The 23,516-nt window shown below is 75.6% G+C and carries 17 protein-coding genes, 3 tRNA genes and 2 pseudogenes; 13 read left to right on the forward strand and 9 right to left on the reverse strand.

Going from position 1 to position 23,516, the window contains the following annotated elements; translation table 11 throughout:
• Positions 1-182: 182 nt before the first annotated feature.
• Positions 183-1,493 (forward strand): RNA polymerase sigma factor, encoded by a 1,311-nt coding sequence (locus tag IE271_RS00870; RefSeq protein WP_190188134.1) that lies wholly within the window; start codon positions 183-185, stop codon positions 1,491-1,493.
• A 108-nt stretch (positions 1,494-1,601) separates the two neighbouring features.
• Here IE271_RS00870 and IE271_RS00875 read toward each other — a convergent pair whose 3' ends face one another.
• The 4 genes from IE271_RS00875 to IE271_RS00890 form a co-directional block, all read right to left on the reverse strand.
• Complete coding sequence (locus tag IE271_RS00875; RefSeq protein WP_190188135.1) at positions 1,602-3,527, reverse strand: ABC transporter ATP-binding protein; 1,926 nt, start codon at positions 3,525-3,527, stop codon at positions 1,602-1,604.
• A complete protein-coding gene (locus IE271_RS00880; RefSeq protein ID WP_190188136.1) occupies positions 3,527-5,260 on the reverse strand; it encodes an ABC transporter ATP-binding protein in 1,734 nt (577 codons plus the stop codon). The genes IE271_RS00875 and IE271_RS00880 overlap by 1 nt, the downstream gene beginning before the upstream one ends.
• Before the next feature lie 247 nt (positions 5,261-5,507).
• On the reverse strand, positions 5,508-6,959 hold the full coding sequence (locus tag IE271_RS00885; RefSeq protein WP_190188137.1) for an FGGY family carbohydrate kinase: 1,452 nt from the start codon (positions 6,957-6,959) through the stop codon (positions 5,508-5,510).
• A gap of 76 nt (positions 6,960-7,035) precedes the next feature.
• Complete coding sequence (locus IE271_RS00890) at positions 7,036-7,344, reverse strand: YtxH domain-containing protein (protein ID WP_190188138.1); 309 nt, start codon at positions 7,342-7,344, stop codon at positions 7,036-7,038.
• A 148-nt stretch (positions 7,345-7,492) separates the two neighbouring features.
• Here IE271_RS00890 and IE271_RS00895 point away from each other — a divergent pair.
• From IE271_RS00895 to IE271_RS00930, 8 genes are all read left to right on the forward strand, one after another.
• Positions 7,493-7,565: transfer RNA gene (locus IE271_RS00895), tRNA-Asn, on the forward strand.
• 5 nt (positions 7,566-7,570) lie between these two features.
• Positions 7,571-7,643: transfer RNA gene (locus tag IE271_RS00900), tRNA-Asn, on the forward strand.
• Positions 7,644-7,809: 166 nt separating this feature from the next.
• Positions 7,810-7,883: transfer RNA gene (locus IE271_RS00905), tRNA-Ile, on the forward strand.
• Between the two features lie 161 nt (positions 7,884-8,044).
• Entirely contained in the window at positions 8,045-9,709 is a 1,665-nt protein-coding gene (locus IE271_RS00910; protein ID WP_229919071.1) for an SWIM zinc finger family protein, read from the forward strand.
• A gap of 114 nt (positions 9,710-9,823) precedes the next feature.
• Positions 9,824-11,233 carry a type I glutamate--ammonia ligase gene (glnA, locus tag IE271_RS00915; protein WP_190188139.1) on the forward strand — a complete coding sequence of 470 codons (1,410 nt, stop codon included), beginning with the start codon at positions 9,824-9,826 and terminating at the stop codon, positions 11,231-11,233.
• A gap of 408 nt (positions 11,234-11,641) precedes the next feature.
• Positions 11,642-11,956 (forward strand): hypothetical protein, encoded by a 315-nt coding sequence (locus IE271_RS00920; protein WP_190188140.1) that lies wholly within the window; start codon positions 11,642-11,644, stop codon positions 11,954-11,956.
• 216 nt (positions 11,957-12,172) lie between these two features.
• Entirely contained in the window at positions 12,173-12,553 is a 381-nt protein-coding gene (locus IE271_RS00925; RefSeq protein WP_190188141.1) for an STAS domain-containing protein, read from the forward strand.
• A complete protein-coding gene (locus IE271_RS00930) occupies positions 12,550-13,479 on the forward strand; it encodes an anti-sigma factor RsbA family regulatory protein (protein ID WP_190188142.1) in 930 nt (309 codons plus the stop codon). Before IE271_RS00925 ends, IE271_RS00930 begins: the two co-directional genes overlap by 4 nt.
• 161 nt (positions 13,480-13,640) lie before the next feature.
• Here the strand turns inward: IE271_RS00930 and IE271_RS00935 are convergent, their stop codons facing one another.
• From IE271_RS00935 to IE271_RS00955, 5 genes are all read right to left on the reverse strand, one after another.
• Positions 13,641-15,239 carry a sensor histidine kinase gene (locus tag IE271_RS00935; RefSeq protein ID WP_190188143.1) on the reverse strand — a complete coding sequence of 533 codons (1,599 nt, stop codon included), beginning with the start codon at positions 15,237-15,239 and terminating at the stop codon, positions 13,641-13,643.
• 136 nt (positions 15,240-15,375) lie between these two features.
• The gene (locus IE271_RS00940; RefSeq protein ID WP_190188144.1) at positions 15,376-16,413 is read right to left on the reverse strand and encodes a rod shape-determining protein; all 1,038 of its coding nucleotides are present in this window, start codon (positions 16,411-16,413) and stop codon (positions 15,376-15,378) included.
• Between the two features lie 186 nt (positions 16,414-16,599).
• Positions 16,600-18,069, reverse strand: a complete 1,470-nt coding sequence (locus IE271_RS00945; RefSeq protein WP_190188145.1) for a carboxyl transferase domain-containing protein — start codon at positions 18,067-18,069, stop codon at positions 16,600-16,602.
• On the reverse strand, positions 18,062-19,534 hold the full coding sequence (locus IE271_RS00950) for an acyl-CoA synthetase (RefSeq protein ID WP_190188146.1): 1,473 nt from the start codon (positions 19,532-19,534) through the stop codon (positions 18,062-18,064). Before IE271_RS00950 ends, IE271_RS00945 begins: the two co-directional genes overlap by 8 nt.
• A gap of 365 nt (positions 19,535-19,899) precedes the next feature.
• Entirely contained in the window at positions 19,900-20,541 is a 642-nt protein-coding gene (locus IE271_RS00955) for a hypothetical protein (RefSeq protein WP_190188147.1), read from the reverse strand.
• 459 nt (positions 20,542-21,000) lie between these two features.
• Here IE271_RS00955 and IE271_RS00960 point away from each other — a divergent pair, with 459 nt between their 5' ends.
• The 4 genes and pseudogenes from IE271_RS00960 to IE271_RS00970 all read left to right on the forward strand — a co-directional run.
• On the forward strand, positions 21,001-21,774 hold the full coding sequence (locus IE271_RS00960) for an IclR family transcriptional regulator (RefSeq protein ID WP_190188148.1): 774 nt from the start codon (positions 21,001-21,003) through the stop codon (positions 21,772-21,774).
• Entirely contained in the window at positions 21,771-22,646 is an 876-nt protein-coding gene (locus IE271_RS00965) for an SMP-30/gluconolactonase/LRE family protein (protein WP_373308678.1), read from the forward strand. The genes IE271_RS00960 and IE271_RS00965 overlap by 4 nt, the downstream gene beginning before the upstream one ends.
• Before the next feature lie 193 nt (positions 22,647-22,839).
• Positions 22,840-23,028: pseudogene (locus tag IE271_RS41590) on the forward strand (extracellular solute-binding protein); the annotation flags it as partial.
• Position 23,029: 1 nt separating this feature from the next.
• Positions 23,030-23,515 (forward strand): annotated as a pseudogene (locus IE271_RS00970) (carbohydrate ABC transporter permease); the annotation flags it as partial.
• Position 23,516: the final 1 nt, after the last annotated feature.

Consider the following 23,516-nt stretch of genomic DNA (forward strand, 5'->3'; position numbering starts at 1 on the left):
CCCCGCCCGCGCGTCCGCGCCCCGGAAGGGGCGCCCTGCCCGGGTCGGCTTGCTTCCTCCGTTTGGAATCCGCCCCGCCGCGCACCCGTACGGCAGGGTAACCGCACGGTCACGGACCGGACTCAAAAAGTCACCGCACGCCCCTCGTGGCGGCGATGTGTCGTACTCCACACTGGGTTCCGGTGCCTGAGTCCTCGGAGCGCGGCCGTCCGGCCCACAACGGGTCCCACACCCCCGCGGTTCCACTCGCCGAGTACGGGACGGACAGCGGCACGGCCGCCGGCTCCGCCCCCGACGTACCGCTGCCGCACGCCTCAGCAGCGATCATCCTGGAGGTCGCCCCCGTGCAGACCCAGACCCTCACGCAGAACGACATCAGCAGTACGGAGACGGAGGCGGAGACCGACGCCGTCCCGGCGGCCCCGGCACAGGGCCGGCCCGCCGCCCGGACCGGGGCGGAACACGCCGCCGCCCCCGACGAGGCACCGGATCCGGACGGACCGCCCGCCGACCTGGCGGCCGAGGCCGCCGAGGCGCCCGACCCCGTCGACCCGCCCCGCGGACGCGCCCAGGACACCGGCGGTCCCTCCTCCGACCTCTTCCGCCAGTACCTGCGGGAGATCGGCCGCATCCCCCTGCTCACCGCCGCCGAGGAGGTCGAGCTCGCCCGCCGCGTCGAGGCCGGCCTGTTCGCGGAGGAGAAGCTCGGCACCGCCCCGGACCTGGACACCGAGCTCGCGCTCGACCTCGACCGGCTGGTCGTCATGGGCCGGATGGCCAAGCGCCGCCTCATCGAGGCCAACCTGCGGCTCGTCGTCTCCGTGGCCAAGCGCTACGTCGGCCGCGGCCTGACCATGCTCGACCTGGTCCAGGAGGGCAACCTGGGCCTGATCCGGGCGGTGGAGAAGTTCGACTACGCGCGCGGCTACAAGTTCTCCACGTACGCGACCTGGTGGATCCGGCAGGCCATGTCCCGGGCCCTGGCCGACCAGGCCCGCACCATCCGCGTCCCCGTCCACGTCGTGGAGCTGATCAACCGCGTCGTCCGCGTCCAGCGCCGCATGCTCCAGGAGCGCGGCTACGAGCCCACGCCCGAGGAGGTCGCCGCCCACCTCGACCTGCCCAGCGAGCGCGTGAGCGAGGTGCTGCGCCTGGCCCAGGAGCCGGTCTCGCTGCACGCGCCCGTCGGCGAGGAGGACGACGTGGCGCTCGGCGACCTCATCGAGGACGGCGACGCCGCCTCCCCCGTGGAGTCCGCCGCGTTCCTGCTGCTCAGGGAGCATCTGGAGGCCGTCCTGTCGACGCTGGGGGAACGCGAGCGCAAGGTCGTGCAGCTGCGCTACGGTCTGGCCGACGGCCGCCCCCGCACGCTGGAGGAGATCGGCCGCATCTTCGGCGTGACCCGCGAGCGCATCCGCCAGATCGAGTCCAAGACCCTCAACAAGCTGCGCGACCACGCCTTCGCGGACCAGCTGCGGGGCTACCTCGACTGAGGCCGCCCGGGGCCGCGCCGGGCGCCGGGCCGCCGACGCCGGGTGCCGGGCCGCCGACGCCGGGTGCCGCCACGCGGCGGCGCCCCGGCGCCCGGACGCCCGCCCGCGTCAGTCGACCTCGGCCACGGCCTGCGCGAACTGCGCCTCGTACAGCCGCGCGTACGCCCCGTCGGCGGCGAGCAGCTCCTCGTGCGCGCCCTGCTCCACGATCGAGCCGTTCTCCATGACCAGGATCGTGTCGGCGTCGCGGATCGTGGACAGCCGGTGCGCGATGACGAACGACGTCCGCCCGTGCGCCAGCTTCGCCATGGCCTTCTGGATCAGCACCTCGGTACGGGTGTCGACCGAGCTGGTGGCCTCGTCGAGGACCAGGATCACCGGGTCGGACAGGAACGCCCGCGCGATGGTGATCAGCTGCTTCTCACCCGCGCTGACGCCGGTGCCCTCGTCGTCGATGACGGTGTCGTAGCCGTCGGGCAGGGTGCGCACGAACCGGTCCGCGTGCGCGGCCCGCGCCGCCGCCTCGATCTCCTCGCGGGTGACCTCGCGCGCCGCGCCGTACGCGATGTTCTCCGCGATGGTGCCGCCGAACAGCCAGGTGTCCTGGAGCACCATGCCGATGCCGGAGCGCAGTTCGTCCCGGGTCATCGACGCGATGTCGACGCCGTCGAGGGTGATGCGCCCGCCGGTGACCTCGTAGAACCGCATCAGCAGGTTGACCAGCGTGGTCTTGCCCGCGCCCGTGGGGCCGACGATGGCGACGGTCCGCCCCGGCTCGACGGTCAGCGACAGGTCCTCGATGAGCGGCTTGTCGGGCTCGTAGCGGAAGGACACCTTCTCCAGCGCGACCCGGCCGCGCAGCCTCTCCGGCTTCGCGCCCGGCACCGGGTCGGCCTCCTGCTCGTCGGCGTCCAGCAGCTCGAAGACCCGCTCGGCGGAGGCGACGCCGGACTGCACCAGGTTGGCCATCGACGCGATCTGCGTCAGCGGCATCGAGAACTGCCGCGAGTACTGGACGAAGGCCTGCACGTCGCCGATGGACAGCGCGCCCGAGGCGACCCGCAGCCCGCCGACGACCGCCACCAGCACGTAGTTCAGGTTCGACACGAACATCATCAGCGGCTGCATGACGCCGCTGTTGAACTGGGCCCTGAACCCGGCCTCGTACAGCGCCTCGTTCTGCTCGGCGAACTGCCGGGCCGACTCCTCCTGCCGCCCGAAGACCTTCACCAGGGTGTGCCCGGTGTACATCTCCTCGATGTGCGCGTTCAGCGCGCCGGTGGTGCGCCACTGCGCCACGAACTGCGGCTGCGACCGCTTGCCCACCCGCGTCGCCACGACGAACGACAGCGGCACGGTGACCAGCGCCACCAGGGCCAGCAGCGGCGAGATCCAGAACATCATCGCCAGCACGCCGACCACGGTCAGCAGCGAGTTGACCAGCTGGCCCAGCGACTGCTGGAGGGTCTGGCCGATGTTGTCGACGTCGTTGGTGGCCCGGCTGAGCACCTCGCCGCGCTGGCGCCGGTCGAAGTACGACAGCGGCAGCCGCGCCAGCTTGGCCTGGATCTCCTCGCGGACGCGGTACACCGTCCTGTTGATGGCCCGGTTGGACAGCCGGGTGGTCACCGCCATCAGCAGGCCGGCCACCAGGAACGTCACCAGCGCGAGCAGCAGGACCGAGCCCACCGCGCCGAAGTCGACGCCCCGGCCGGGCGTGAAGTCCGTACCGGAGAGCATGTCGGCCATGCCGCCGTCGCCGCGCTCCCGCATCGCCTCCAGCGCCTGCTCCTTGGTGAGGCCCGCGGGCAGCTGCCGTCCGACGATGCCCGCGAAGACCAGGTCGGTGGCGCGGCCCAGGATCTTGGGGCCCACGACGGACAGCGCGACGCTGAGCACGCCGCACACGAGCATCGCGGTCATCGTGGGGCGCTCGGGCCCGAACAGCGTCAGCAGCCGTCTGCCCGACTTCTTGAAGTCCATCGAGCGCTGGCCGGGGCCGCCGGCCGCCATCCGCCCCATCGGACCGGCCATCAGGCTGCCTCCGCTTCCGTCAGCTGGGAGAGCACGATCTCCCGGTAGGTCTCGTTGTCCGCCATCAGCTCCTGGTGGCGGCCCGTGCCCACGACCCGGCCCTCGTCCAGGACGACGATCCGGTCGGCGTCCCGGATGGTCGACACGCGCTGCGCCACGATGACCACCGTGGCGTCGGCGGTCTCCCGGGCCAGCGCCGCCCGCAGCGCGGCGTCCGTGGCGTAGTCCAGCGCCGAGAAGGAGTCGTCGAAGAGGTAGATCTCCGGGCGCTGCACCAGGGTGCGGGCGATGGCGAGCCGCTGGCGCTGGCCGCCGGAGACGTTGGTGCCGCCCTGCGCGACGGGGGAGTCGAGGCCGTTCTCCAGGCCCTCGACGAACTCCTTGGCCTGCGCCACCTGAAGCGCGTGCCACAGCTCCTCGTCGGTGGCGTCCGGATTGCCGTACCGCAGGTTGGTCGCCACCGTGCCCGCGAACAGGTACGGCTTCTGCGGCACCAGGCCCACGGTCCGGGCCAGCACCTCCGGGTCCACCGTGCGCACGTCCACGCCGTCGACCAGCACCTCGCCCTCGGTGGCGTCGAACAGCCGGGGCACCAGGCCGAGCAGCGTCGACTTGCCGCTGCCGGTGGAGCCGATGACGGCGGTCGTCTCGCCGGGCCGGGCCACCAGGTCGACGGCCCGCAGCACCGGCTCCTCGGCGCCCGGGTAGCGGAACCCGGCGCCGCGGAGCTCCAGGTGGCCGCGGCGGCGCAGCTCCCGCACCGGGACGGCCGGCGGTACCACGCTGGACTCGGTCTCCAGCACTTCCTGGATGCGCTCGGCGCAGACCTCCGCGCGCGGCACCATCATGAACATGAAGGTGGCCATCATCACGGACATGACGATCTGCATCAGATAGGCCAGGAACGCGGTGAGCGCGCCGATCTCCATCCCGCCGCTGTCGATGCGGTGCGCGCCGAACCACACCACCGCGATCGACGACAGGTTCACCACCGTCATGACCAGCGGGAACATCAGTGCCATCAGCCGGCCGGTGGCCAGCGACACCTCGGTCAGGTCGCCGTTCGCCGTGCGGAAGCGCTTCGTCTCGTACGCGTCGCGGACGAAGGCGCGGATCACGCGGTTGCCGGTGATCTGCTCGCGCAGCACGCGGTTCACCGCGTCCAGGCGCGTCTGCATGGTGCGGAACAGCGGGCGCAGCCGCCGCACGATCAGGCTCACCCCGAGCAGCAGGACGGGCACGACGGCGAGCAGCACCCCGGACAGCGGCACGTCCAGGCCGAGCGCCAGCACGATGCCGCCCACGCACATGATGGGCGCCGACACCATCAGCGTGAACGTCATCAGGACGAGCATCTGCACCTGCTGCACGTCGTTCGTGGTGCGGGTGATCAGCGACGGGGCGCCGAAGCGGCCCACCTCGCGGGCGGAGAAGGACTGCACCCGGTCGAAGACGGCGGCCCGCAGGTCCCGGCCGAGCGCCGAGGCGGTCTTCGCGCCGTGGTGGACGGCGCCCATGTTGCAGACGAGCTGCACCAGCGAGATGCCGATCATCAGCGCGCCGAAGGTCAGGATGTAGCCCGTGTCGCCCTTCACGACGCCGTTGTCGATGATGTCGGCGTTGAGGGTGGGCAGGTAGAGGGTGGCGCAGGTCTGCAGGAGCTGCAGCAGCACCAGGGCGGCGACGGGCTTCTTGTAGGGCCCCAGACGGGCCCGCAGGAGTCGTATGAGCACGCTGGTCTCTCGGTCGACGGCGGGACGGGTGGGCGGCGCCCCGCGCCGTCGGGGGCGTGGGCGGGAACACCCCCGCGCCCCCGTCGGCGGAGGGCACCGTGCCCCATCGTCGGGCACTCCACCGGTGTCGCCTCAACCGATTAAGCCAAGAGCCGTTCAAGAACCACCGCGAAGGGGGCGGACCGCGCGGTTCCGCCCCCGTCGCCCGCCGCACGGCCGCCGCGCCGCCCGGCGGAGCCCGGCCCCGCTACCCGAACGCCCCCGGGTGGGTCTGCTCGCGCACCGCCACGTACTGCTGCCGTACGGCCTGCCCCACCGCCAGCTCCTCGCCCGGCTCCAGCACCTGGGCGACGGGTCCCGGCCACAGCGGCGGCTGCCGCGGGTCGAGCGTGCCCTGCGACACGCCGAGCGCCCAGGCCGCCTGCCGGGCCGCGCCCAGCGCCGCGTAGTCCGCCGGCTGCGGCACCACGACCGGCACCCCCAGCAGCGGGGGCGCCGCGGCCTGCACCGCGGGCAGTTCGGCCGCCGCGCCGAGCAGGAAGATCCGCCGCACCTCCACGCCCCGGCCGCGCAGCACGTCCAGCGCGTCCGCGAGCCCGCACAGCATGCCCTCGAAGGCGGCCCGCGCCAGGTGCTCGGGCTTCATCGACTCCCGCCGCAGCCCGGCCAGGGTGCCCGCGGTGTGCGGCAGGTTCGGGGTCCGCTCGCCCTCCAGGTACGGCAGCATGACCAGGCCGTGGGAGCCGGGCGTCGACTTCATCGCCAGGTCGGACAGGCTCTCCAGGTCGGGGACGCCGAGCAGCTCGGCGGTGCCGCGCAGCGCCCGCACGGCGTTGGAGGTGGTGACGACCGGCAGGTGCATCCCGGTCGCGTCCGCGAGCGAGGTGATCATCCCGGTGGAGTCGGTCAGCGCCTCGTGGTGCACGGCCATCACCGAACCCGAGGCGCCCAGCGACACCACCGCGTCCCCGAGCCCGAGGCCGAGCCCGAACGCGGCGGCCATCGTCTCCCCGGTCCCCGCCGAGATCAGCAGTCCCTCGGGGGTGGTCCCGGCCGCGTCCGAGGGGCCCAGCACCTCGGGCAGCATGGCCTGGTGGCCGAGCGCCAGCTCGACGAGGTCGGGGCGGTACGCGCCGGTCGCCGCCGACCAGTAGCCGGTCCCGGAGGCACCGCCGCGGTCGGTGGTGCGCCGCACCGGCCGCCCCAGCAGCTGCCACACCAGCCAGTCGTGCGCCTGCATCAGCATCGCGGTGCGCGCCGCCGCCTCCGGCTCGGCCCGCAGCAGCCAGCGCAGCTTCGTCACCGGCTGCGCCGCCTGCGGGACGCAGCCCACGGCCTGGGCCCAGGCCCCGCGACCGCCCAGGGAGTCGATCAGGTCTGCGGCCGCGACCTGGGCGCGCCGGTCGCCGCCGACGAGCGCCGGCCGCACCGTGCCGCCCTGGGCGTCCAGCGGCACCAGCCCGTTCTGCTGGGCGGACACCCCGATCGCCTGGACGCCCTCGAGGAGTCCGCCGCCCGCCGCCTCGCCCAGCGACAGCAGCCACGCCTGCGGGTCCACGTCGGAGGGCCGGCCCCCATCGGGACCGGCCTCCAGCGGATGCGCTGCGTAGCCCTGCCTCAGCACGGCCCCCGTGTCCGCGTCACAGACGACGATGCGAGTGAAATCGGGCGAACTGTCCAACCCGGCGACTATCCCCATGGCGGAAATTCTGCCGTACCGCCGACGGTGGCCGTGCCGTGCCGGCGGGGGCGCCGGGCCGGTCAGGTGGTCCTCGTCACGTGCTGCTGGTGCCCCAGTCGTCCGAGGCGCCGGCGCCCTTGCCGGTGCGCTCGCGCAGCGAGCGGACGCGCTCGGCCACCGAGTCGGGGACGCGGTCGCCGACCTTGTCGCTCACCGCGTGGTACGCCTTGCCCGCGAACTGGCGGCCCTGCTGGGCGGCGGATTCGGCGGTGTTGCGCACCGCGGGGTTCTGCGTCATCTGCCGGGCGGACTTCTTCAGCTGCTCGTAGCGCTCGCGGCCGGCACGTGTTCCCAGTACGTAACCGACGGCGAGTCCGGCGATGAACGTGAGCCGTTTGAGCATGGCGGCCACCCTTCCCTTGAGGTCGGCATCGGTCGTCGGGGGGTACCGATTGGCGGAGCACCCCCCGGCTTGCGCTAATGTATGTGTCGCAGCGAGCGCACGCCCTCTGGCGATTACCCAGGTGGAAGCGTTCGATGCGACGAGGCTTTCCTCCGTAGCTCAATTGGCAGAGCAGCCGGCTGTTAACCGGCAGGTTACTGGTTCGAGTCCAGTCGGGGGAGCTCGGTCCTCCGTAGCTCAATTGGCAGAGCAGCCGGCTGTTAACCGGCAGGTTACTGGTTCGAGTCCAGTCGGGGGAGCAGCCGAAGAGGACCCCTGTGGGGTCCTTTTTCGCGTCCGGGGGAACCGCGCGGCCCGCGGCACGGTCCTCCTGTGCGTGCGGAGCCGCCCGGCCGAGGCAGGAGATCGTATGAGCGGCTATGCTGCGGCAGACGGCGCGCACACTTGTGCGCGACGCGCCGTAACGGGGCGGTAGCTCAGCCGGTTAGAGCAGCGGACTCATAATCCGCCGGCCGTGGGTTCGAGTCCCACCCGCCCCACTTCGCGCTACGCGTGCAGAATCGATCTGACGTGCGCCGAGTGACCCGTCGAGGGCCCCCGCGACCACCGCGGGGGCCCTCGCGCCGTTTTTCGGGCCCCGGCCGGGACGGGGAGGGAACGTGCCTGGCCGACGGCCCGGCGCGCGCGGTTGAATGGCCGTGTGGTGGGCGCGGCCGGATTCGACGAGGACGATCTGCGGAACCTGGCGGGATCCCGCTCCTTCACGCGGGGGCTCGGCTACCTGGACGCGGTGAGCGGCCTGGACGTGGGCGCGTGCTCGGTCACCGCCGTGGTGCGGGGCACGGACTCCTACGGGGTGGAGCTCCTCCTGTGCGAGGGCGGCGGGGTGCTCGGCGCGTGCGACTGCCCGTACGGGCAGCAGGGCCACTTCTGCAAGCACTGCGTGGCCGTCGGGCTGGCCGTGCTGCGCCGGGGCGACGAGATGCCGCGCCGCAGGGCCGCCGCCGTCGCCCGCGAGGGCGCCCTGGAGACCTGGCTGGAGGAACGGTCCCGCGGCGAACTCCTCGCGCTCGTGCGGGAGCTGATCGCCGGGGACCGCGGGGTGCGCCGCCGCCTGGAGCTGCGGGCCGCGGCCGCCCGCGCGGACCCCGACGCGGTCGGCGAGCGCGTCGCGACGCTGGTCGACCCGCGGCCGTTCGCCCGGTACGGGTACGTCGAGTGCGCCGACGCGCCCGGGTACGCGCGGCAGGTCGCGGAGGCCGCGGACGCGCTGCGCGCGCTCACCGCCGGCGGGCGGGCGGAGCGGGCGGTGCGGGCGGCGCAGGAGGCGCTCGGGGTGCTCGACCGGGCGCTGGAGGAGGTCGACGACCCCGAGGGGGTGGTGGCCGAGGCCGCCGCCGTGCTGGCCGGGGCCCATCTGGAGGCATGCCGCGCCGCGCGCCCGGACCCGCGGCGGCTGGCCGAGTGGCTGGCGGGGCGGGTGCTCGGCGACGGCGCCGTGACGGACCTCGACCCGCTCGACTACGCCGGGGTGCTCGGACCCGAGGGGCTGGCCCGCCTGCGGAACCTGGCGGACGGGGCGCGGCGCGGCGGAGCGGCGGACCGCCCCGCGGCGTACCTGCTGGAGCGACTGGCCGGAGCGCGGGACGCCCTGGACGCGCTGATCGCCCGCCACGCCGCGGACCCGGACCCGTCCGGCGCCACGCACCTGCGCATCGCCGGGAGGCTGGACGCGGCGGGCCGCTCCGACGAGGCGCTGGCGTGGGCGGAGCACGGGCTGCGGGAGGCCGGCGCCCGCGCCGACGGCCGCCTGGTCGACTACGTGGGCGACCGCTACGCGCGCGGCGGCCGGGCGGACGAGGCGCTCGCCCTGCGCCGGGACCGGCTGCGCGCCGAGCCCTCCCTGGCCGCGTACCGGAGCCTGCGGGCCGCCGCGCTGGCCGCGGACCGCTGGAAGGACGAGTGCGAGGCGGCCCGCGCGGTCCTGCGGCAGGACGCCCGCGCCGGGCACCGGGACGGCGGCTCCGTGCTGCTCGACGCGCTGCTCGACGACGGGGACCTGGACGCCGCCTGGCGGGAGGCGGCCGCCGGCGCCGACGACCGGCAGTGGCGGCGGCTCGCCGACCTCTCGCGCGCAACGCGCCCGGCCGACGCGCTCGCGGTGTACCTGCGGCTTGCCGACGCGCTGCGGCGGCCGACCGGGGACCGCGCCTACGAGCGGCTGGCCGGGCTGCTCCTCGACGTCCGCGCCTGCCACCGGGCGCTGGGCACCGAGGAGCGGTTCACCGCGTACCTCGCCGCCCTGCGCGCGGACCTGGGGCGCAGGCGCCGGCTGCTGGCCGTCCTCGACCGGCACGGACTCTGAGGCGCGCCCGGCCTTCCCCGCCCCCCGGCCCGTCCCTACAGTGCTCGTGAGGGCGGAGCCGGCGGGCCGCGCCGGCGGCCGGGCGCGCGCCAGGGAGCGGGCGGAGGGAAACCGATGTTCCGGAACGCCGACGACGCCAGGAAGTTCGTCTCGGACATGGACGTGAAGTTCGTGGACGTCCGCTTCTGCGACCTGCCCGGGGTGATGCAGCACTTCACCGTGCCGGTGGAGATCTTCGACCCGGAGGGCGAACTCGCCTTCGACGGCTCGTCGATCCGCGGGTTCCAGGCCATCCACGAGTCCGACATGGCGCTGCGCGCCGACCTGTCGACGGCCCGCCTCGACCCGTTCCGCACCGAGACCACGCTGAACGTCAACTTCTTCATCCACGACCCCGTCACCGGCGAGCAGTACAGCCGCGACCCGCGCAACGTGGCCCGCAAGGCCGAGGCGTACCTGCGGTCGACCGGCGTCGCCGACGCCGCGTACTTCGGGCCCGAGGCGGAGTTCTACGTCTTCGACAGCGCGCGCTTCAGGACCGCCGAGAACGAGGCGTACTACCACGTCGACTCCGAGGCGGGCGCCTGGAACACCGGGGCCCTGGAGGACAACCGCGGCTACAAGGTGCGCTACAAGGGCGGCTACTTCCCGGCCCCGCCCGTCGACCACTTCGCCGACCTGCGCGCCGAGATGACGCTGGAACTGATCAGGAGCGGCATCCTGGTCGAGAAGCAGCACCACGAGGTGGGCACCGCGGGCCAGGCCGAGATCAACTACAAGTTCAACACCCTGCTGCACGCCGCCGACGACCTGATGCTCTACAAGTACATCGTCAAGAACGTCGCCTGGCGCAACGGCAGGACCGTCACCTTCATGCCCAAGCCGATCTTCGGCGACAACGGCTCGGGCATGCACGTCCACCAGTCGCTGTGGCGCGGCGGCGAGCCCCTCTTCCACGACGAGCGCGGCTACGCGGGCCTGTCCGACACCGCCCGCCACTACATCGGCGGCCTGCTCAAGCACGCCCCGGCGCTGCTGGCGTTCACCAACCCGACGGTGAACTCCTACCACCGCCTGGTGCCCGGCTTCGAGGCCCCGGTCAACCTGGTGTACTCGCAGCGCAACCGCTCCGCGGCGGTCCGCATCCCGGTCACCGGTCCGGAGCCCCGGGCCAAGCGGATCGAGTTCCGCGTGCCCGACCCGTCCTGCAACCCCTACCTCGCCTTCCCGGCCATGATGCTCGCCGGTCTCGACGGCGTCCGCGCCAAGACCGAGCCGCCCGAGCCCGTCGACAAGGACCTGTACGAGCTGTCGCCCGACGAGCACGCGGGCGTCCCGCAGGTGCCGACGTCGCTCCCGGCGGTCCTGGACGCCCTGGAGGCCGACCACGAGTTCCTGCTCCAGGGCGGCGTCTTCACCGTCGACCTGATCGAGACGTGGATCGACCTCAAGCGCTCCCACGAGATCGCGCCGCTGCAACTGCGGCCGCACCCGCACGAGTTCGAGCTGTACTTCGACGTCTGAGCCGGTCCGGACCCCGGACCGGGGGAGACGGGCGGGGGAGTCCGGCTGCGCGCGGCAGATGCCGCCGCCTCCGTCACCCGGCACATGCCGGACCCGCCGGCGCACCGACCCGGCGCCGTACGCGCAAGGATCCGCGGGACCGGTCCGCCTACGCCGTCCGCTCCCCGCGCGGCGCTCCCGGACCGGCGGTCCCGAGGTCGCGGGCGGGCGGGGCGGCGTAGGCCGTCTGCACTCCCCGCGGGCCGGTCCGGGGCGGGACGGCGCACGGCGGACGCCGGCCGCGGCGGCCGACGGCGAAGGCCGTCCCATGGCGCGGAGCCGCCGTTACGGGGCAGGGGGCCCGGGTACTGGCTGGGAGCCCGGCATCCGCCGGGTGCAGTCGAACACAGCCGAACCCAGGAGGACACGATGTCCGCTGCCACGCCGGCCGGTTACCCCGAATCCGGCGCTCCCCGCAGCACCTACACCGCGGAGCGGCCGGCCACCAGGGAGACGGTCAAGGAGACCAAGCCCTCGTACAAGACCACGGAACTGATGGCCTATGTGGCGGCGGTCGTCGCCGTGCTCGTGGCCTCGGCGGTGGTGGGCGACGGCGCGTCCGGCGTCGACCGGTTCCCGGCCGACCGGGCCTGGCTCTACATCACCCTGCTGACCATCGGTTACATGGTCAGCCGGGGTCTCGCCAAGTGCGGTGCGGGCCAGGGGGACGACCGCCGCGCGTGACGGCGCCGCCGTGACGGCCCTCCCCGGGTGACGCGGGGAGCCCGCACGGGCCCGCCCCGGCACCGGTCACATGGGGCGCACCGGTGCCGGGGCGGGCCGCCGGTCGTACGCGCCGGTCGCGCACGGTCGCGCCGTGCACCACCGCCCGGATCCCCTCGCGCCCCGCCGTACGCGCCGGACTCCCGCGCGACGGGCGGCGGAGCATACTGGACCCCGATGTCCGGACAGCGCCGAGGAGAACCGGTGGACGCGGCGGCCCCGCCGACCGGGACGCCCGCCGCGCGGGCGGGAGCCGGGCTGACGGTCCGTCCCCTGGACGGGCGGGCCGGCGTGCGGGTGGCCGGGGAGATCGGTCTGGCCACGCGTGCGGCCTGGGAGAGCCTTCTGGAGCGGGTCCTGCACGAGGGGGAGGACGTGTACTGCCTGGAGCTGTCGGAGGTGGCGTTCGCCGACGTCGCGGGCGCCACGGCGCTCGCGGTCGCCGCGCAGCGCCTGGACGCCCGCCGCCGGATCGTGCTGCACCGCCCGCCCGCCGCGCTCCGCCGGACGCTGGAGGCGTTCTGGCCCGGCCTGCGGGCGATCGAGGTGACGACGTGACCGACGGCACGGCGGCCGGCCCGTTCCTGCACCCGGCCCTGTTCTACGCGGGGGAACGGGAGTACCTGGCGGGCACGGTCCCGTTCGTCCGTGAGGGGCTGGCCGCGGGCGAGCCGGTGGCGGTGGCCGTCCCCGGCGCCAACCTCCGGCGGATCCAGGAGGCGCTGGGGGCCGACGCCGACGCGGTCACCTGCCTGGACATGGAGAGAGCGGGACGCAACCCCGGCCGCATCATCCCCGGGGTCCTGCGCGCGTTCGCCGACGCGCAGCCGGCCGGCCGGGTCCGGATCATCGGCGAGCCGATCTGGGCGGGGCGCACCGCACTGGAGTACCCCGCCTGCGTCCAGCACGAAGCGCTGATCAACGCGGCCTTCCGGGGCCGTCCGGTGACCATCCTGTGCCCCTACGACGCGCGCGCCCTCGATGAGCACGTCCTCGCCGACGCGTACGCCACCCATCCGACCGTCATCGACGCCGCAGGGGAGAGCGACAGCGCGGAGTACGCGCCCGAGCGGATCGTCGCGCGCTACAACGAGCCCCTGCCGCCCGCCCCCGGAGCGGCGTCCTTCGCCTTCAAGGCGACCACCCTGCCCGACGCCCGGTACTTCGCCACCGGCCGGGCGGCCGGGCTCGGCCTCGCCGGCGCCCGCCTGGACGACCTGGCGCTGGTCACCGCCGAGCTGACCACCAACAGCGTGCTGCACGGCGGCGGCACGGGCGTGCTGCGCGTCTGGCGGGAGGGCGGGCAGGTGGTCTGCGAGGTCCGCGACACCGGCCGGCTGCGGGACCCGCTGGCCGGCCGCCGCCCGCGGGCCCCCGACCGGCGCGGCGGACGCGGGCTGCTGATGGTGCACCTCATCGCCGACCTCGTCCGCGTCCACGCCGGCGGGCGGGGGACGACGATCCGGTGCTACATGGGGTGCTGAACGGCGGGGCGCCCCTCGGAGGCGGAGCGTACGGGGGGGCGTACTCGAACGGCGCGGCGGCGGGCTGTGCGCCCGATGGTGAGCCGTGCGGTCCACAGGGCCGACAGGAGCCGACAGGACTCACGGGCCGGCAGGGCTGACGGGGCGTAGGGCCCACAGGCTCACAGGGGGGCCTGCCAGGTCACCGTTCCGCCGGTCCCGTCGGCGGGGGTGCCGACGGCGCCGGGTGCGCCGCAGGACGTGCCGGGCCCGGTGTCCGCGGCCACCGTCAGGCGGACCGCGGGCCGGCCGTCGGGCAGGGCGGCCGTCGCGTCGACCGTGACCGTGACGCCCGTGACGCCGGGGCGCGCGACGGCGTCGGCGAGGGCGCGGCGCAGCACCCGGACGAGGTGGTCCGCGGTGGCGTCCGGGACACGGGTGTCGACCGGGCCGCCGAACCGCGCGGACGGCCGGAAGCCGAGGACCGCGGCGGCGCCCGCCGTCTCCCGCAGCACCCTGCCGCGCAGCGACGCCGGGGCGGCGGCGGGCGGCTGCTGCAGCGCGAAGATCGCCGTACGGACCTCCTGCACGGTGGACTCCAGCTCCTCCACCGCCCGGCCGAGCCGTGCCCGCACGGCCTCGTCGCCCGCGGCGCGGCGCCGGGTGGACTCCAGCATCATGCCGGTGGCGAAGAGCCGCTGGACGACCAGGTCGTGCAGGTCGCGGGCGATGCGGTCGCGGTCCTCGTAGACCGCGAGGCGGGCGCGGTCCCGCCGGGCGTCCGCGAGCACCAGGGCGAGGGCGGCCTGCGAGGCGAACTGCGTCGCGAGCAGCTTCTCCACCGGGGTGTACGGGCTCCCGCCGCGGCGGCGCGGCAGGGCGAGCGTGCCGATCAGCCGGCCCTCCGCCCGGAGCGGGAGCATCATGCTCGGTCCGAACCGGTGCCGCACGTGCGTCGTCATCCGCGGGTCGGTCGCCGAGTCCTCGAGGAACACCGGCTCCCCGCCCAGCAGCTGGTCCAGGACCGGGCTGCCCGGCGCGATGGTCGCGCCGACGATCCCGCCCGGGTCGTCGGGCGCCGACGCCGTGACGATCTCCATGCCGCCCTCGGCGGTGGGCTGCAGGATCACCCCGGCCGCGGCGCCGGCGAGCACGCGGGCCCGCTCGGCGACCGTCGCCAGGGCGTCGTCCGGCGGCTCGCCGGCGAGCAGCGCGGTGGTGACCGCGGCGGCGCCCTCGATCCAGCGCTCGCGCCGGCGGGCGGTCCCGTACAGCCGGGCGTTGCCGAGCGCGATGCCCGCCTGCACGGCGAGGACGCGCAGGACCTGCTCGTCCTCGTGGGTGAAGGGGCCGTCGCGCTTCCCGGCGACGCGGAGGGAGCCCGGCTCCCCGTCGCCGGCGCGGACGGGGACGCACAGGGAGGCGCGCCCCGGCGGCCCGCCCCCGGCCCGGCCGCCGGACAGGCCCCCGGGCGGGCCCCCGGACAGGCCGTCGCCCGGGTCCGTGGGGCGGGGCTCCCGCGGGCTCGTGGGGCGGGGCTCCCGCGGGTCTGTCGAGTCGGGTTCCGGCGGGTCCTCGTACGGACCCGCCGAGCGCAGCTCCGTCGGACCGTCCCGGCCGGGGACCGGGACGGCCAGCTCCGCGCGGCGGGCGCCGGTCAGCTCCGCCGCGCTGTCCACGATGTGCTGCAGGGTGTCGCGCAGTTCGACGTCGCTGCCCACGTCCAGGACCGCCTCCAGGAGCAGCGCGAGGGGCAGGCGTCGCCCGGGAGGGCCGGTCATGGCGGTGGGCCTCCCGGGAGGTGCGGCGCCCGGGGAGGACGGGAAGCGCGCGGAGCACGGGGAACACGAGGAGTACGAGGAGCGGGAGGACGGAGGTGCGGGACGGGGGACGGGGACATCCGCGCCTGACGGAGTGTCAGGAAGCCAGCGGGTCGAGGACCATCGGCTCGATCTTCCCCTCCAGCATCGCGCCGAGCCCGAGGACCGCGCAGACGTCGGGCCGCTCGGCGATCTGCACCGGCATGCCCGTCGCCTCGCGCAGCATCTCGTCGAGCCCCGGCAGCAGCGCGCTCCCGCCGACCATCATGATCCCCCGGTCGACCAGGTCGGCCACCAGGTCGGGCGGGCAGTCGCGCAGCACCTTGCCGATGCCGTCGAGCACCGACGTCAGCGGGGTGTGGATGGCCTCCCGCACGGCCGCCGTGTCGATGCGCACGGAACGGGTGAGCCCGGTGGACACGTCGCGCCCGTGGATCTCGGTGGTCGCCGGGCCCTGCGGGGTGATGCCGTTGCCGGAGAGGGTCAGCTGCAGCGGGCGCACGGACTGGGAGGGGAGCATCAGCTCGTGCTGGGTGCGCAGGTGCTGCACGATCGCGTGGTCCACGGCCTCGCCGCCGACCGGGACGCGCTCGGCGGTGACGATCGACCCCAGCGACAACACCGCGACCTGCGTGGCCGCCGACCCGCACACCATGATCATGCTGGCCTCGGCCCGCTCCACCGGCAGCCCGCAGCCCACCGCCGCGGCGATCAGCGTGTCCACCAGTTCCACCCGGCGCGCGCCCAGGCCCACCAGCGTCTCCATGGCCGCCCGCTGCGCCAGCGGATCGGCGTCGTGCGGCGTGCAGACCGCGGCCCGCAGCCGCGGCTTGCGGCGCAGCGCGCGGCGCAGCTTGTCGCCGAGCAGGTGGCGGAGCATGCGCTGGGCCATCTCGATGTCCACCACGGTGCCGCCCGAGACCGGCCGGACGACCCGGATGTAGCCGGGGGTGCGGCCCGTCATCCGCTCCGCGAACTCACCGACGGCGATCAGCGAGCCGGTCCGCGTGTTCACCGCGGCGACGCTCGGCTGGTCGACGACGAGACCGGCGCCGCGCACGTACACCCGGGTGCGGGCCGCCCCCAGGTCGACGGCGAGGTGGCAGCGGTGCAGCTGCTCCAGAGTGGCGGTCATGGCAGATCCTCCCGAGAGCGCAAGACCGTGGAACGGGCCGCCGGACGACGGTCCTCTCCTGGCATCGTGCGGCGGAAGGCGCGCCGCCGCACTCCGCGGGGGGCCGGGCGGGGTGCGGCCGGGCGAGTGATTCGTACGAGGGGAGGAGAGGGGGCCGCACGGTGCCGATGGGGCCGCCGGGCGGGGTCAGGCCGGGGGCACGATGCCCCGGACGACCCCCAGGTCCACCAGGTCCTGCGGGCGGATGCGGAGTTCGTCGGCCGTGGCCCGGACCCGGTCGGGGGACCGCTTGAGGATCGCGGCCGCGAGCTCCGGGGCGATGACGGAGAAGTAGCTGTCGGGCGTGGCCCAGGTGTTGTCCGGGGCGGCGAGCGCGAGCGCGCCGCCCGAACCGCCCTCGCCGATCAGCAGCGTGGTGACCGGCGTACGGGCGGTGGCCACGGCGGCGAACAGGTCCGCGATCGCCGCGCCGGCGCCCTGCCGTTCGGCCTCCGCGTCGTTGGCGGCGCCCGGCGTGTCCACCAGCGTCAGCACCGGGACGCCCAGCCGCCCGGCGAGGCGGACGAGACGGGCGGCGGCGCGGTGGCCGGCGGGGCGGACGGCCGTGCCGCGCTGCGCCGCGTACGCGACCGTCCGCCCGTCCTGCGCGCACACGCCGAACCCGCACAGCATCCCGTCGTCGGTGCCGCCGCAGCGGTCGCCGCCGAGCGCCGCGCGGCGGGCGAAGAAGGCGTCCAGGTACGCCTCGGCGCGCGGCCGCTCCGGGGAGCGGGCCAGCAGGACCGCCTCCCAGCCGGTGGCCGGCGGGCCGGCCCGCCCCAGGGCGGGAGGGGGCGGGACGGCGCCGCCTCCGTCCTCCCGGCCCTCGGGGCCGGCCCCGGCCGAACCCCCCGTCAGCAGCCGCAGCCACAGCGCCAGCGCATCCGGGAGGTCCTCGCAGGGGACGACCGCGTCGACCGCGCCCGCCGCGAGCTGCGCCTCCGCTGTGTACGCCGCCGGGTCCGCGTCCGGCGGGCGGACGCGGGAGCCCGCGAAGCCGACCTGGGCGCCGGGCAGCGCGAGGACCACGTCGGCGCCCGCGCCGAGCGTGGCCCAGCCGCCGCCCGTCGTCGGGTCGCGCAGGACCGCGACCTGCGGCAGCCCGGCCGCGCGGACGAGCGCCGACGCGCGGGCCACGCGCTGGAGCTGCACCAGCGCCCGCATGCCCTCCTGCATCCGGCTGCCGCCCGTCGCCACGAGCGACACCAGCGGCAGCCGGTGCCCGAGCGCGTGCGCGTACGCCGCCGCCAGCCGGTCCCCGGTGCGCTCGCCCAGCGACCCGCCGAGGAACCCGAACTCGAAGGAGACCAGCACGGCGGCCGTGCCCCCGACGGTGCCCGTGCCGCACAGCACGGACTCCTCCTCGCCGGTGCGGGCCGCCGCCCGGGCGCGCGCCTCGTCGTAGCCGCGCCAGGACAGCGGCCCGTCGGGCGGGTACGTGCCGTCGGGGCGGGGCAGTTCGGTGAAGTCGTCCGCGCGGGCGAGCAGGGCGACGGCCTCGCGGGCGGTGTACCGCCGCGCCGCGGGTCCCGCCCCGCCCGTGCCCGGTCCGCCCGCCGCCGAGCCCGTGCCCGCCGAGTCCGTGCCCGGTCCGCCCGCTCCCGCCGGCTCAGCCATCGCCCAGCGCCCGCTTCATGATCTTGCCCATGTCGTTGCGGGGCAGCGCGTCGAGCCAGCGCACGGTGCGCGGGCGCTTGTGGGGCGCGAGCCGCCGGGCCACGTGGTCGGCCAGCTCCCGGTCCAGTCCCGGGTACGGGTCCTCCGCCGGCACCACCCAGGCCACCACGCGCTCCCCGAGGTCGTCGTCGGGCTCGCCGGTGACCGCGGCCTCGCGCACCGCCGGGTGTTCGAGCAGCGCGTTCTCGATCTCGCCCGCGCCGATCTTGTAGCCGCCGCTCTTGATGAGGTCGGTGGCCTTGCGGCCGACGATGCGCACGTACCCGTCGAGGTCGCGCACCGCCACGTCGCCGGTGCGGAACCAGCCGTCCTCGGTGAACGCCGCGGCCGTCGCCTCCGGCCGGTTCAGGTACTCCGTGAACAGGTTCGGCCCGCGGACCTGGATCTCCCCGACCGTCTCCCCGTCGTACTCCTCCACGACCTTCCCGCCCTCCTCCACCAGCCGCAGTCCGACGCCCGGCAGCGGCACCCCGACGGCGCCCGCGCGCGGCTCGCCGTCCGCGCGGACGCTCGTGTTCATCAGGGTCTCCGTCATCCCGTACCGCTCGATCACCCGACGCCCGGTCGCCGTCGCGATCCGCTCGTGGTCGTGCACCGGCAGCGCGGCGGAGCCGGACACCAGCAGCCGCGCCCGGGCGAGCGCCGCGGCCAGCTCCCGGTCGCCCTCCAGCGCCTCCGCGACGCGGTGGTACATGGTGGGCACCCCGAACAGCATGGTCGCCCCGTCGTTCAGCTCCCGTGCCACGGCGTCCGTCGAGAATCTCCCCAGGTGCCGTACGGAGCCGCCCAGGCGCAGCGGCCCGAGGACGCCGAGCACCAGGCCGTGCACGTGGAAGAGGGGCAGCGCGTGCACGAGGACGTCGTCGGCGGTCCAGTGCCAGGCGTCGGCCAGCGCGTCCAGGGTGGCGGCGACGGCCCGGCGCGGGATGACGGCGCCCTTCGGCGGGCCGGTGGTGCCGGAGGTGTACACGACGAGGGCCGGGGCCGACTCGTCCGGTTCGGCGGCCGGGACCGCGTACGGGCCGGCCGCGCCGGCCGCGCCCGCCGCCCGCACCTCGACGTCGAGCCGCCGTACGCCGGACAGCGCGTCCGGCAGCGGTGCGCCGGGCGCGGCCAGGACCAGCGACGGCGCGCTGTCGCCCACGATGTGCCCCAGCTCGGCCCCGCCCGACTTCGGGTTGAGCGGCACGGCGGGCACCCCGGCCAGCAGGGCGGCGACCACGCCCACCGCGGTCTCCAGGTCCGGGGTGGCCCACACGGCGACCCGCCCGGCCCCGCCGATCCGCTCCGCCAGGGACCCGGCCTCGGCGGCGAGCTGTGCGTACGTCAGCGAGCGGTCGCCGAAGCGCAGGGCGACCCGCTCGCCCGCGTCGTCCGCCGCGAGGGCCGGAAAGAGAGAGGACACGCGTCGTGCTCCTTGTCGTCGGGGCGGTGCCGTACCTGTGCCGTGCGGCTCTGCCGGTGCCGGGCGGGGCGGCGCGGCGGCCGCCCCCGTCCCTCCCTCCGTACACCAGCGGCCGCTGGAAGAAACGCCTTCGGCCGTCCCCGGCCGCGGCCGGGGACGGCACCGGCGCCCCGACGGGTCACACGGACACCCCCACGGCCACCCGGCTCACCCGGCCGCGGACGAGGAGGGCGGCCGGGTCCCGGCGGCGCCCGTCCCGGCCTCCGCCCGCGCCCGGTACGCGCGGACCTCCCGGGCCGCGGCGGCCGGCTCCGGCGCCCGGACGGACCGGTCCCGCGGGGTCGGTCACGCGGGACCGGGGCCGCTCATGCCGGGCCGTGCCGTCCGGGCGCCGGGGCGTCGGGCGCGGGCCGCCCGTCGACGGCGACCCGCTGCAGCAGCCCCCAGGTGAACTCCGCCGCGACGGTGCGGCGCACGCCGCGCGCGTCCGGCGCGGTGAAGGACAGTCCCCAGCGGGTGGGCGCGGTGCCCTCCAGCGGGCGGGCCGGGGCGAAGGCGCGGGCCACCTCGTCGACCGTCGCGGACCAGGGGCGCAGGTCCTCCACCGCGCGCAGCGCGGGAGCGGGGGCGCCGGGCGCGCGGACCAGCCACTCGTTCCACAGGGCGCCGTTCGGGGCGAGGAGCGCCTCGAAGCGCAGGTCCGGCCAGAGGGGGACGGGCCACCGCCACGCCGCGGCCTCCAGGTCGCCGACCCGCCGCGCGGACACGGCCTCCGGCTCGCCGAGGACGGAGCGGAAGCGGGCGGCCGCCGACCGGCCGCCCGGCGCCCGCAGCATCGCCTGCCAGCGGCGGTTGGCCTCGCGCAGGTCGGCCGCGGAGGCGCCGAGCGCGCGGCGGGCGTCGTCGACCAGGTCAGGGTTGTGGTCGGCCATGCGGCGCAGCAGGACGAGCTGGAAGTCGAGCGGGGTGAACGGTCGGACGGGTCGTTTGGCCGGCATGGACCCCATGGTCGCGCACGCCACCGGGTGGGCGGCCGTCGGACACCGGCCACGCACCGGCCGGGGCGGCCACTGGATGGGGCGGCCACCGGGCGGGGGCGGCCGCCAGGCAGGACCAGGCGGGGGCGGCCGCCAGGCAGGGCGGTCACCGGGCGGGACGGCCATCGGGTGGGGTGAACACCGAGCGGGGCGGGCCTCGGCCGGGGCCGCCGTCGAACAGCCGCCGCCGGCCGGCCGCCGTCGACCAGCTGTCGCGGAAGGCGTGTGCGGAAGGCGCGGTGAGGCCGCGCCGAGGTGTCCGCCCCGGCGGAGGGGCGCGGTCCACCCCGCGCAGCCTCCGGTCGGCCCGGCCGGCCCGCCCGGCCGCCGCTTTCCGGGCCATTGCCCGGGCAAACGCACTATGAGTAGCCTGTGTTCGTCATTCCGACCGTCTGTTGAAATCTCGAACGAACAGAGAGGGGGCCGGTCGTGGGACGCCTCGTACCTGCCGTGACCCGGGCTCTCGACATACTGGAGCTCTTCCTCGACGGGGACGGGACGCTCTCCGCCCCCGACATCGTGCGCAGGCTCCAGCTGCCCCGCACCACCGTGCACGAGCTGGTGACGACGCTCGCCGCGCGCTCCTACATCGTGCCCGTCCAGGGCCAGCCCGGGCGCTACCGGCTGGGCGTACGGCCGTATCAGCTCGGCAGCCGGTACGCGGAGCAGCTCGACCTCGCCGCCGAGGGCCAGCAGGTCGCCCGGTCCGTGGCCGAGACCTGCGACGAGACGGTGCACGTGGCGATCCTGGAAGGCACGGACGTCATCTACATCGCCAAGGTCGACTCCACGCACGCCGTGCGCATGGTCTCCGCGGCGGGCCGCAGGCTGCCCGCCCACTGCACCTCGGTCGGCAAGATGCTGCTGGCCTCGCTGCCCGAGCCGGAGCTGGCCGCCCGCATCCCGGACGGCGCGGACCTGATCGCGATGACGCCCAACAGCATCACCGAGCCGGTCGCGCTGCGCGAGGCCCTCGCGGAGATCCGCCGCCGCGGCATCGCCGTGGAGAGCCGCGAGTCCAACCCGGACGTCTCCTGCGTCGCCGCCCCGGTGCGCGACCGCACGGGGCAGGTCGTCGCCGCGCTCTCCATCTCCGTGCCGATGATCCGCTGGAGCGACGAGCGGGTCGGCGAGCTGGAGCAGCTGGCCGCCAAGGGCGCCGCCGAACTGTCCGAGCGGCTCGGCCACCGGAGCGCGGCGTGAGCGGCGTGGGCGGAGCGACGGCGTACGAGGTCGCGGTCCGCGCGCAGGCGGTGCTCGGCGAGGGGCCGACCTGGGACGCGCGCACCGGCCGCCTGGTCTGGGTCGACATCCTCGCCTCGCGCGTGCACACCTACGACCCCGCCTCCGGGCGGCGCACGGTCATGGTCACCGAGCAGCACGTGGGCGCGGCCAGGCCCCGTGCGAACGGCGGCCTGGTCGTCAACCTCCGCGACGGCGTGGGCCTGTACGGGCCACCGGGGTCGGGGGAGCCCTTCCGCTGGCTGCACCGCGAGCCGGTGCCGGGCCGCCGCGGCAACGACGCGGCCGTCGCGCCCGACGGCTCCCTGTGGACCGGGACCATGCGCTACGACGAGGCGCCCGGCGGCGGCACGCTGACCCGGTTCGCCGCCGACGGGACGGCCGCGGCCGTGCTGGACGACGTGACGGTCAGCAACGGCCTCGGCTGGAGCCCGGACGGCCGGCGGATGTACTACATCGACACCCCGACCCGGCGCGTGGACGTCTTCGACGTCGACGCCGCCGGAGCGGTGGCGAACAGGCGCCCGCTGGCGGAGATCGAGGAGGGCGCGGGCTTCCCGGACGGGATGACCGTCGACGCGGACGGCTGCGTGTGGGTGGCGCTGTGGGACGGCGGCGCCGTCCGCCGCTACACGCCGGACGGGGCGCTGGACCGCGTGGTCGAGCTGCCCGTGCGCCGCCCGACCGCCTGCGCGTTCGGCGGCGCCGGCCTCGCCGACCTGTACGTCACCACGGCCCGGGTCGGCCTCGACGCGCCGCACCCGCTGTCCGGTTCGGTCCTCGTCCTGCCCGGCGCGGGAAAGGGCTTGCCCCAGCCGGCCTTCGCGGGCTGACCCTTCGCTGCTCCCGGGAGCCCCTGTACCGCAAGCCGGTACGGGGGCTCCGCTGTTCCCGCCGCTCCCTTCGCATTCCCGCGCGACCCATTGAGGTGAAATCGCTTCTCCCTACGGTCCGTTCGAAGTTACGGGCGTCATTCGGTACTCCGGGCAGTACGGACAGTGGGCATCCGAACAGCAGGGGCAGGGCATGGGACGACCTGGCCTGGACCGCAGGCAGCTTCTGACCGGGCTCGGCGGGCCGGCCGTCGCGGGGAGCTTCGGCTTCGCGGCGCTCGGCACCGGTGCGGACGCGCCGGCGTCCGGCGCGGGCACCCGGGTCCGCTGCTGGAACCTCTTCAGCGGCGGCGACGGCTACAGCATGATCGCGACGCTGGACGTCGGGCAACCTGGGGCAGTGGCTGTTCAACCCCGGCGCCGGCATGGTCAACCACGTCTCCGGCATCGAGACGCCCTGACTGACCGACCCGTCGTACGCCCTGCTCGCCGTCGTCGTCTGCACCCTGTGGTGGACGGCCGGCTTCAGCTTCCTGCTCCACCTGGCCGCGCTCCAGGGCATCCCCGCCCACCGGTACGAGGCCGCCGGGCTGGACGGCGCGAACGCCTGGCACCGCACGGCGCACATCACGCTGCCGATGCTGCGCGACATCACCGGCCTCGTCGTCGCCCTGCAGGTCCTCGCCTCGCTCCAGGTCTTCGACCAGGCCGTCGTGATGATGGACTTCGGGCCGGGCCCCGAGGACTCGACGCGCACGTTCGTGCGGTCCACGCTGGAGGAGGGCTTCACCAGCCACCGCGTGGGCCACGCCTCCGCGATCTCCGTCGTCTTCTTCGTGCTCATCGCGGCGGTCGCCCTCGTGCGGATGG

The sequence above is a fragment of the Streptomyces minutiscleroticus genome (genome assembly GCF_014650875.1).
In the GTDB taxonomy this organism is placed as follows: domain Bacteria; phylum Actinomycetota; class Actinomycetes; order Streptomycetales; family Streptomycetaceae; genus Streptomyces; species Streptomyces minutiscleroticus.